This window comes from Bradyrhizobium sp. KB893862 SZCCT0404 (assembly GCF_018130885.1).
Classification (GTDB): domain Bacteria; phylum Pseudomonadota; class Alphaproteobacteria; order Rhizobiales; family Xanthobacteraceae; genus Bradyrhizobium; species Bradyrhizobium stylosanthis.
Map to the genome: position 1 here is coordinate 67941 of NZ_JAFCLT010000021.1, position 10130 is coordinate 78070.

9 protein-coding genes are annotated in these 10130 nt (G+C 64.6%); 3 read left to right on the plus strand and 6 right to left on the minus strand.

Translation table 11 applies throughout. The features are described from left to right. The first annotated feature begins 59 nt into the window (after positions 1 to 59). Positions 60 to 1331: a fumarylacetoacetase gene (gene fahA / locus JQ617_RS39765; RefSeq protein WP_212031114.1), complete on the plus strand. Its 1272-nt coding sequence runs from the start codon at positions 60 to 62 to the stop codon at positions 1329 to 1331. A 109-nt stretch (positions 1332 to 1440) separates the two neighbouring features. Here fahA and JQ617_RS39770 read toward each other — a convergent pair whose 3' ends face one another. Continuing rightward, positions 1441 to 1752: a DUF1272 domain-containing protein gene (locus JQ617_RS39770; RefSeq protein WP_212031115.1), complete on the minus strand. Its 312-nt coding sequence runs from the start codon at positions 1750 to 1752 to the stop codon at positions 1441 to 1443. Positions 1753 to 1825: 73 nt separating this feature from the next. Next, complete coding sequence (locus tag JQ617_RS39775; RefSeq protein WP_063692740.1) at positions 1826 to 2305, minus strand: Lrp/AsnC family transcriptional regulator; 480 nt, start codon at positions 2303 to 2305, stop codon at positions 1826 to 1828. Positions 2306 to 2426: 121 nt separating this feature from the next. Between JQ617_RS39775 and hppD the strand changes: the two genes are divergently transcribed. Beyond that, the gene (gene hppD / locus JQ617_RS39780) at positions 2427 to 3545 is read left to right on the plus strand and encodes a 4-hydroxyphenylpyruvate dioxygenase (protein WP_212031116.1); all 1119 of its coding nucleotides are present in this window, start codon (positions 2427 to 2429) and stop codon (positions 3543 to 3545) included. 126 nt (positions 3546 to 3671) lie between these two features. Here the strand turns inward: hppD and JQ617_RS39785 are convergent, their stop codons facing one another. From JQ617_RS39785 to JQ617_RS39800, 4 genes are all read right to left on the minus strand, one after another. Then, a complete protein-coding gene (locus JQ617_RS39785; RefSeq protein WP_212031117.1) occupies positions 3672 to 4784 on the minus strand; it encodes a CaiB/BaiF CoA transferase family protein in 1113 nt (370 codons plus the stop codon). Between the two features lie 199 nt (positions 4785 to 4983). Further along, positions 4984 to 5784, minus strand: a complete 801-nt coding sequence (locus JQ617_RS39790; RefSeq protein ID WP_145658067.1) for an FAD binding domain-containing protein — start codon at positions 5782 to 5784, stop codon at positions 4984 to 4986. Positions 5785 to 5799: 15 nt separating this feature from the next. Then, the gene (locus tag JQ617_RS39795; RefSeq protein WP_212031118.1) at positions 5800 to 8142 is read right to left on the minus strand and encodes a xanthine dehydrogenase family protein molybdopterin-binding subunit; all 2343 of its coding nucleotides are present in this window, start codon (positions 8140 to 8142) and stop codon (positions 5800 to 5802) included. Between the two features lie 84 nt (positions 8143 to 8226). Beyond that, on the minus strand, positions 8227 to 8712 hold the full coding sequence (locus tag JQ617_RS39800) for a (2Fe-2S)-binding protein (RefSeq protein ID WP_063692749.1): 486 nt from the start codon (positions 8710 to 8712) through the stop codon (positions 8227 to 8229). A gap of 345 nt (positions 8713 to 9057) precedes the next feature. Here JQ617_RS39800 and JQ617_RS39805 point away from each other — a divergent pair. Continuing rightward, a partial coding sequence (locus tag JQ617_RS39805) for a methyl-accepting chemotaxis protein (RefSeq protein ID WP_502754917.1) occupies positions 9058 to 10130 on the plus strand: 1073 nt, incomplete at its 3' end.

Sequence of the window (10130 nt, forward strand, 5' to 3'; positions counted from 1 at the left end):
GAGATGATGGATGCCCGGGGCAAGCCCGGGCATGACGATTTTCCGATTGGAGAATTCGCGTGCCCCACCCCAACGACCCCAGCCTCCGCTCCTTCATCGAAATCGATCCCGCCTCCGACTTCCCGATCCAGAACCTGCCCTATGGCGTGTTCTCGACTGCGGCCAATCCGACGCCGCGGGTCGGCGTCGCCATCGGCAGTTACGTGCTCGATCTCTGGGAGCTCGAGCAGGACTCCCGGCTCGAGGTCGGGCCGCTCGGCGTATTCTCCGGGCCTTCGCTCAATCCCTTCCTGGCGCTGGGGCCGAAAGTCTGGACGAAGACGCGGGCGCGCATCAGCGAGCTGCTGCGGCACGATCATCAGGAGCTGCGCGACAACGAGGAGCTGCGCAAGCAGGCGCTGGTTCCGATGCGCGATGCGCGGCTGCATTTGCCCTTCGCGGTCTCCGGCTACACCGATTTCTACTCGTCGAAAGAGCACGCCACCAATGTCGGCGTGATGTTCCGCGGCAAGGACAACGCGCTGCAGCCGAACTGGCTGCACATGCCGATCGCCTATAACGGCCGTGCCTCCACCGTCGTGGTGTCAGGCACCAGGGTGAAGCGCCCGCGCGGACAGCTCAAGCCGCCGAATGTCGAGGTGCCGAGCTTTGGCCCGTGCAAACGGCTCGATTTCGAGCTGGAGATGGGCGTCGTGATCGGCCAGCCGTCGCCGATGGGCGGCATGCTGAGCGAGCAGCAGGCGGAGGAGATGATCTTCGGCTTCGTCCTGCTGAATGACTGGAGCGCGCGCGACATCCAGCAATGGGAATATGTGCCGCTCGGCCCTTTCCTCGCCAAGGCGTTCGCGACCTCGATCAGCCCGTGGGTGGTAACGCGCGAGGCGCTGGAGCCGTTCCGCCTGAAGGGGCCGGAGCAGCAGCCGGTGCCGCTGGATTATCTCAAGCAGGGCAAGCCCCAGAACTACGATGTCGAGCTCGACGTCTCTTTGCGCGCCGCCGGCGCCAACGCGCCCGTCGGCATCAGCCGTACCAACTTCAAGTACATGTACTGGTCTTCGGTGCAGCAGCTGATGCACCACGCCTCCTCCGGCTGCGCCATGAATGTCGGCGATCTCCTTGGCAGTGGCACGATCTCCGGCCCCGAGAAGAACCAGCGCGGCAGCCTGCTCGAGATCAGCTGGAACGGCACCGAGCCGGTCGAGCTTCCCGGCGGCGCAAAGCGCTCATTCCTGGAGGACGGCGATAGCCTCGTCATGCGTGGCTGGTGCCAGGGCAGCGGCTATCGCGTCGGCTTCGGCGAGGTCGAGGGGACGATTGTGGCGGCGGAGTAGCCGCGCGCTCCGGTGCCGTAGGGTGGGTTAGCGCAGCGTAATCCACCTCTTTGGCGTCTGCGGCAGCAGAGTTGGTGGGTTACGCTAACGCTAACCCACCCTACGAAACCTACCGCTTCTCCGGCGGCACATCGCGCACCCGCGCGCAATGCGCCGCGACATCCTCCACGCTGTACTTCAGATGCACCCGCTTGTCCGACGGCGCCTGCTTCGTCGTGCACACGCCGGCCCGCCATTCCTGCGTCGGCCGGATCGGGCGCGGGGCAAAGCCGCCGCCGCAGTTCGGGCAGACGTTGGAGAGTTTGGTCTCGACGCAATCCGCACAGAACGTGCATTCATAGGAGCAGATCCGCGCATCCATCGCGTCGGGCGGCAGGTCGCGGTCGCAATATTCGCAGTTCGGTCGAAGCTGGAGGGCCATGGCGGTATCTCCGGAGATGGCCTGGATCATCGCAGATCGCGGGGCGAGCGCGAATGCCGTAGTTCCCTCGATTTCAGCCGGGCTTGATCTCCTTGAGCGGCAGCCGCGAGCTCTCCTTCAGCCGGTCCAGCACGATGGAGGAGCGCACATGCGCCACGCTCTGATGCGGCATCAGCACGTCGTTGACGAGGTTCGACAGGCCCTTGAGATCGCGCAGCACGGCTTTCAGCACATAATCGGCGTCGCCCGTCAGCGAATAGGCCTCCTGGATCTCGTCGATCCGGTTCACCAGCGCGCGGAAGCGCTTTGAATTGTCCGGCGAGTGGGTCGCGAGCCCCACCTGGATGAAGGCGATCACCCCGAAGCCGAGCGCTTCGCTGGAAAGGTCGGCATGATAGCCCGCGATCACCTTCTCCTCTTCCAGCCGCATCCGCCGGCGCGAGCATTGCGAGGCCGACAGGCCCGCGAGGTCGGCCAGCTCCTGGTTGGTGAGGCGGCCGTCATCCTGCAGCGCGCCGAGGATCTTGAGGTCGAAGGCATCCACCGAAATCATGCGTGATTTGTCCATTTTGTGCACATATCGTGCATATGGTAGCCAAAAGACGTCTCATTTGCACGCTCTTTGCGCGTCCTATGAAGGATAGTTCCTTCCAGCAGCAAATTGGGAGAACACCATGGGTCCGTTTCCGCACGATGCACCGCCGGCCACCATCACCGCCGACAATCCGATGGGCACCGACGGGTTCGAGTTCGTCGAATACGCCCATCCCAATCCGCAAGAGCTGCACGCGCTGTTCAAGTTGATGGGCTATGCGCCCGTCGCGCGCCACAAGACCAAGAAGATCACGGTCTACCGCCAGGGCGACATCAACTACCTCGTCAACGAAGAGCCCGGCACCCACGGCTACGAGTTCGTCGCCGCCCACGGCCCTTGCGCGCCGTCAATGGCGTTCCGCGTCGTCGATGCCAAAGCGGCCTATGACCGCGCGATCGCTCTCGGCGCCGAGCCGGCCGATGTGTCACCGGCGCAGAAGACGCTTGATGTGCCCGCGATCAAGGGCATCGGCGGCAGCCTGCTTTATTTCGTCGATCGCTACGGCGCAAAAGGCTCGGCCTATGATGCCGAGTTCGAGTGGCTCGGCGCGCGCGATCCGCGGCCCGTCGGCGCCGGCCTGTTCTATCTCGACCACCTCACCCACAACGTCCATCGCGGCCGCATGGATGTCTGGACCGGCTTCTACGAAAAGCTGTTCAACTTCCGCCAGATCCGTTTCTTCGACATCGAGGGCCGCGCCTCCGGCCTGTTCTCGCGCGCGCTGACCAGCCCGGACGGCAAGATCCGGATTCCGATCAACGAGGACGCCGGCGATTCCGGCCAGATCGAGGAATATCTGAAAGTCTATCGCGGCGAGGGCATCCAGCACATCGCCTGTGGCTGCCGCGAGATCCACGGCACCATCGAGGGCCTGCGCGCGGCCGGCCTGCCGTTCATGCCGCCGCCGCCCGACACCTATTTCGAGAAGGTCGACGCGCGGCTGCCCAAGCACGGAGAGGACGTCGCGCGACTGCAGCGGAACGGCATCCTGATCGACGGCGAGGGCGTGGTCGACGGCGGCCAGACCAAGGTGCTGCTGCAGATCTTCTCGGCCAACGCGATCGGCCCGATCTTCTTCGAGTTCATCCAGCGCAAGGGCGACGACGGCTTTGGCGAGGGCAATTTCAAGGCCTTGTTCGAGTCGATCGAGGAAGACCAGATCCGGCGCGGGGTGCTGAAGGTGGATACGGCGGCGTAAGCCGCCACACGCCCGCTGCCGTAGGGTGGGCAAAGCGAAGCGTGCCCACCACCTTCATCGAATCGCGGGAGAACGTGGGCACGGCGCTCTGCGCCTTTGCCCACCCTAAGGATTCGTGCGCCGGGGCTACTTCCCTGACTTCCACGCCGCCGTCACGGCGCCGATCTCGGCGCCTTCTGGCTCGCGCACCGCCGAGGGTGTCCGCGAAAAACGCGGCGCCGGTGCGGGCTGCTTCACGCCGTGGCGCTCGAGGAAGACGTTGCGGGCGACCATGTGCGGATGTTGCGTGGCCTCCGACATGGTCAGCACGGGCGCGAAGCAGATGTCGGTGCCTTCCATGATCTTGCACCAGTCCTCGCGCGTCTTGCTCTTGAACACGGCCTTCAGCTTCTCCTTCAGCGCCGGCCAGGCCTTGGGATTCATCTGCGCGTCGAAATCGGCGTCGGTCAGCCCTGCGTGCTCGCGCAGCAGCTTGTAGAACTGCGGCTCGATCGAACCGATCGAGACGAAATGGCCGCAGGCGCATTCATAGACGCCGTAGAAATGCGCGCCGCCGTCGAGGAAATTGCGGTCGCGGCCTTCGGTCCAGCGGCCGAGCGTGGTCATGTCGAAGAAGAACGACATCAGCGACGCGGCGCCGTCGCACATCGCGGCATCGACAACCTGTCCCTTGCCGGACCTCTGCGCCTCAAGCAGCGCCGCGAGCACGCCGACCACGAGATAGAGCGCGCCGCCGCCGAAATCGCCGACCAGATTGAGCGGCGGCACCGGCGCTTCCTTCGTGCCGATCGCGGCGAGCGCGCCGGTGATGGAGATGTAGTTGATGTCGTGGCCGGCGGCGTTGGCGAGCGGGCCTTCCTGGCCCCAGCCGGTCATGCGGCCGTAGACGAGCTTCGGGTTGCGCGCGAGCACGACGTCAGGGCCGAGCCCGAGCCGCTCCATCACGCCGGGACGAAAGCCCTCGACCAGCGCGTCGGCGCTCGCGAGCAAGTCGAGCACCCCCGCAATCGCCGCCTTGTCCTTGAGATCGAGCTCGATGACCTTGCGGCCGCGGCCCGCCACCGACTTCATGCTCTTCTTCGCGCCGACACGGTCGAGCGTGACGACGTCGGCGCCCATGTCGGCCAGCATCATGCAGGCGAACGGGCCGGGCCCGATGCCAGCGAATTCGACGATGCGAAAGCCCGAGAGCGGACCGGAGGTGCGGACGGACGAGGTGGGGGCTGATTTGTCGAGCACGTTGTTGTTTCCTCTGGTCGCGGGCAAGTGCGCAAACGCCTCTGACCTTGCTCTTGGGGGCGAGTTAATTGGCTGATTAACTTTTCTCGCCTTCCCGCCAGCGAGGCAAGCGGTTTTCATGCCGCATGGGCAAAATAAAACGGCGCGCACCGAAGTGCGCGCCGCGGAAAATTTGTGTCGAGGCGCTGGAGCGGAAGAGTCAGCCCGCTGCCGCGACTGCGCGCTGCGCCATCACCTTGACGAGGTTCGCGCGATAGTCCGCCGTGCCGTGAATGTCGGCCAGCAGCCCGCTCGCGGGAATGTTGACGCTGTCGATCGCCGACGGCGACCAGTTCGCCTTCAGCGCGGCTTCGATGGCACCGACCCGCATCACGCCGCTCTGCGACGCCCCGGTTGCGGCGACGCGGATCTCGCCGGACTTCGTCTGCGCGACGAACACGGCGGTGAGCGCGAAGCGCGAGGCAGGGTGCCGCATCTTGGCGTAGCCCGCCTTTGCCGGAACCGGGAACGAGACGGCGGTGATGATCTCACCGTCTTCCAGCGCCGTGGTGAACAGGCCCTTGAAGAAATCGCCGGCCGCGATCGAACGCTTGTTGGTCTTCACGGTGGCGTCGAGCGCGAGCAGCGCGGCCGGATAATCCGCGGCGGGATCGTTGTTGGCGATCGAGCCGCCGATCGTGCCGCGATAGCGCACGGCAGGATCGCCGATCAGCGACGCCAGATAGGCGAGCGCGGGAATCGCCTTCTTGGCGGCGTCACTGGTTGCGACGTCGTAGTGAGTCGTCGCAGCCTTGATAGTTACGGTGTCGCCGGAAGCCTCGACGCCGATCATGTCCTTGATCTTGGCGAGGTCGATGACATCGGAGGGACTTGCGAGGCGCTGCTTCATCACCGGCAGCAGCGTCTGGCCGCCGGCGAGGAACTTTGCTTCGCTGCTCTTGCCGAACAGGCTGGCGGCCTCGTCGACCGAGGAGGCGCGATGATAGGTGGTCTGGTACATCTTCGTTCCTCCCTCTTAAGCCGCGTTGATCGTGCGCCACACCCGGTCCGGGGTTGCGGGCATTTCCAGATTGTTCTTGCCGATGGCATCCGTGATCGCGTTGATCACGGCCGCGGAGGCGCCAATCGCGCCGGCCTCACCGCAACCCTTGATGCCCAGGGGATTGCCCGGGCACAGCGTCGTGGTGTGGGAGAGGTTGAAGGAGGGCACATCGTCGGCGCGCGGCATGGCGTAGTCCATGAACGAGGCCGTGACCGGCTGGCCGTTGGCATCGTAGATCGCATGCTCGAGCAGCGCCTGCCCGATGCCTTGAACGAGGCCGCCATGGACCTGACCCTCGACGATCATCGGGTTGATCAGCCGGCCGAAATCGTCGGCCGCGACGAAGTTGACGAAGGAGGTCTTGCCCGTACCGGGATCGACCTCGAGCTCGCAGATATAGGTGCCGGCCGGGAAGGTGAAGTTGGTCGGGTCGTAGAAGGCGCTTTCCTTCAGGCCCGGCTCCATCCCGTCAGGCAGATTGTGCGCGGTGTAGGCCGCGAGCGCGACCATCGGGAAGGCGATCGCCTTGTCGGTGCCCGTCACCTTGAACTCGCCGTTCTCGATGACGATGTCGGCTTCCGACGCTTCCAGCGCATGCGCGGCGATCTTCTTGGCCTTGGACTCCATCTTCTCCATGGCCTTCAGGATCGCAGTGAGACCGACGGCCGCGGAGCGCGAGCCGTAGGTGCCCATGCCGAACTGCACCTTGTCGGTGTCGCCATGGACGATCGAGACCTGGCTGATGGGAACGCCCAGACGATCGGCGACGAGCTGGCAGAACGTGGTCTCGTGGCCCTGGCCGTGGCTGTGCGATCCCGTGAGGATCTCGATGGTGCCGACCGGGTTGACCCGCACTTCGGCCGACTCCCACAAGCCGACGCCGGCGCCGAGGCTGCCGACCGCCTTCGACGGCGCAATGCCGCAGGCCTCGATGTAGCAGGAGACGCCGATACCACGCAGCTTGCCTTGCGATTTCGCCTGCGCCTTGCGGTTCGCAAAGCCGGCATAGTCGATCGCCTTCATCGCGGCATCGAGCGAGGCGTTAAAGTCGCCGGTGTCATAGGCCATGATCACCGGCGTCTGGTGCGGGAACTGGGTGATGAAGTTGGCCCGGCGCAGCGCGGCCGGATCGACCTTGAGCTGGCGCGCGGCCGTCTCCATCAGCCGCTCGATCAGATAGCTCGCCTCGGGCCGGCCTGCTCCGCGATAGGCATCGACCGGCGTCGTGTTGGTGTAGACGCCGATCACCTCGGCATGGATCGCCGGGATGTTGTACTGGCCCGACAGCAGGGTCGCGTAGAGATAGGTCGGCACCGACGACGAGAACAGCGACATGTAGGCGCCGAAATTGGCGTAGGTCTTCACCTTCAGGCCGATGATCTTGTTGTTGGCGTCGAACGCCATCTCGGCATGGGTGACATGGTCGCGGCCATGCGCGTCGGTGAGGAAGGCTTCGGTGCGGTCGCCGGTCCATTTCACGGGACGGCCGACCTTCTTGGAGGCCCACAGCGCCACCATCTCCTCGGGATAAATGAAGATCTTGGAGCCGAAGCCGCCGCCGACGTCGGGGGCGATCACGCGCAGCTTGTGCTCGGGCGCGATGTTGTAGAACGCCGACAGAACGAGGCGAGCGACGTGCGGGTTCTGCGACGTCGTATAAAGAGTGAAGTGCTCTTCCGCTGCGTCATAGTCGGCGATCGCCGCGCGCGGCTCCATCGCGTTGGGGGCGAGGCGGTTGTTGGTGACGTCTAGCTTCACCACGTTGGCGGCCTTCGAGAAGGCGGCGCTCACGGCGCCGTCGTCGCCGATCACCCAGTCATAGACCTGGTTGCCGGGAGCCTCGGGGTGGAGCTGCGGCGCGCCGGCCTTGATGGCCGATTGCATGTCGGCGACGGCCGGAAGCTCTTCATAGTCAACGACCACGGCCTCGGCCGCGTCGCGCGCCAGATTCTTGCTGTCGGCGATCACCACTGCGACGGCCTGGCCGACGAAGCGCACCGTTTCCGGCGCCATGGCCGGCCATGCGCCCATCTTCATCGGGCTGCCGTCCTTGGAAGTGATGGCCCAGCCGCAGATGAGGTTGCCGACCTTGTCATCGACCAGCTGCTGTCCGGTGAGCACCGCGACCACGCCCGGCATCTTAAGCGCGGCGGACGAATCGATCTTCTTGACCTTGGCGTGCGCGTGCGGGCTGCGGATGAAATGGGCGTGGGTCATGCCCGTCAATTTGATATCGTCGACGTAGCGGCCCTTGCCGGTAATGAAACGCTTGTCTTCCTTGCGCACGACGCGTGCGCCGATGCCTTCAACACCCATGTCTGGTCCTCCCGACCCGAAATTTCTTTGACCGCGCTGTCCATCGACGGCTGCGGCGGTGGTTGTTCTTTCGAGGCGCGCCGCTTACTCGGCCGCCTGCGAGACCTTCATGCGTCCGGCTGCATCCAGCACGGCCTTGACGATGTTGTGGTAGCCGGTGCAGCGGCAGATATTGCCTTCGAGCTCATGACGGACCGTGGTCTCGTCGAGCTGGCCGCCATGTCGCTGCACGATGTCGATCGCCGACATGATCATGCCCGGGGTGCAATAGCCGCACTGCAGGCCGTGATTGTCGCGGAAGGCGGCCTGCATCGGGTGCAGCTCGTCGCCCTTGGCGATGCCCTCGATGGTGGTGACGTTGGCGCCGTCGGCCTGGCCCGCCAGCATGGTGCAGGATTTCACCGCCTTGCCGTCCATGTGGACGACGCAGGCGCCGCACTGGCTGGTGTCGCAGCCCACATGGGTTCCGGTGAGGTTGAGGTGATCGCGCAGCAGATGGACCAGCAGAGTGCGGTCCTCGACGTCGACAGCAACGGCCTTGCCGTTCACTGTCAGTTTGACTGTAGACACGGTGTCGTCCTCCCGGGATGATTTTGATTGTTTCTAATTAGAGACAGCGACCCGGAACTTTGCAACTAGGATTTTGGACGCCCGCGTCATGGAAAAGTCATTGATTCAGATGGGCTGCGGTTGATTTGAGCGACGGCGGCCGAGCCGGACGGGGAGCGGTCGGGCTGGCGTGGGATACCAGCCCATCATCCGCCTTGCCGATCGGCCTTTGGCCGAGATCACCCGACCATAGTAGGGCGTGCCAAATTTACCGCCCCTTATCGAATCTGCCTTAGTTTTGCGCATCCAGATCAGGGGGCGGGGCGCCTCCGGATCACGGCTGAAGAGAATAAATGGGGGTTGGGAATGTCCGGGCGTGTCGCGTCGCCGTCGAAGCGTAATCTGATTCCGACCCTCCGGTTCCGTGCAAAGATCATCCTGGGCTTCGCCGCGGTGCTGGTGATCTCCGCCGGCAGCATGGCTTTCGCCTATTTCGGCTTCGAGCGGGTCTCGGCGGGGGTCGGGTCCTACCGCACCAGCGTCACGGAGGCCGATCTCGCGCGCAACATCGACCGCGAGCTGCTCGCCTACCGTTCGGCTGTCAAATATTTCGTCACCACCGGCAAGGAAGATGACGCCAAGGCGGCGCTCGACGCCGAGGCCAGCCTGAAGAGCGCCATCGACCAGGCCGTCAAGAGCGCCAAGAAGCCGGCGCGGCAGGAGGGCCTTAACAAGCTCGCCAAGGAGTTCTCCAACTTCTCCGCGACCTTCGCAAAGGTTCTCCAGGCCAAGCGTGACAGCGCCCTGCTGGTGCAGAACCAGCTCACGCGGCAGGCCAATCTGCTGAAATACAAGCTCGACGACATCGGCAACAACGCCTCCGATTCCGAGGCTCAGTCGATCGAGTTCGGTACCAAGCAGGTCAACGCCCAGTTCCAGACGGCGAGCGCCGCGGCCACCAATTTCGTGCTGACGTCCGACCAGTCGATCGCCACCAGCGCGCTGGCGCGGCTGAAATTCGTCGAGAACTCGCTCGGCGCAGTCTATTCCATGGACGAAAAAATTGTCGCCGGCCTGAAGGACGCCAAGACCATCCTGACCGCCTACCGTGAAGCGCTGGAGAAGCTGATCGCCAACGCCAAGCTGGTGGATGAGCTCGTCACGGAGATGAGCGGTTCGGCAGGAGCGATTCTCCAGGGCGCGACCACCATGAAGGCGGATCTCGTCGCCGAGCAGCAGCGGCTGGATTTGGAATCCGAAGCGACCATCGGCAAGACCGAGCAATTGGTGCTGATGCTGGCGGTCGGCGGCACGCTGTTGGGTGCGGTCCTTGCCTTCCTGCTCGGCACCGGCATCTCGCGGCCGATGATCGCGATGTGCAAGGCGATGCGCGAGCTCGCTTCGGGCAATTTCGACGTCGTGCTGCCGGGCCTCGGCCG

What these genes read in the sequence shown, in the direction of transcription:
- hppD (WP_212031116.1), top strand. Translation starts at nt 2,427, where the DNA reads ATGGGTCCGTTTCCGCACGATGCACCGCCGGCCACCATCACCGCCGAC.
- JQ617_RS39795 (WP_212031118.1), bottom strand. Translation starts at nt 8,142, where the DNA reads ATGGGTGTTGAAGGCATCGGCGCACGCGTCGTGCGCAAGGAAGACAAG.
- JQ617_RS39775 (WP_063692740.1), bottom strand. Translation starts at nt 2,305, where the DNA reads ATGATTTCGGTGGATGCCTTCGACCTCAAGATCCTCGGCGCGCTGCAG.
- JQ617_RS39790 (WP_145658067.1), bottom strand. Translation starts at nt 5,784, where the DNA reads ATGTACCAGACCACCTATCATCGCGCCTCCTCGGTCGACGAGGCCGCC.
- JQ617_RS39770 (WP_212031115.1), bottom strand. Translation starts at nt 1,752, where the DNA reads ATGGCCCTCCAGCTTCGACCGAACTGCGAATATTGCGACCGCGACCTG.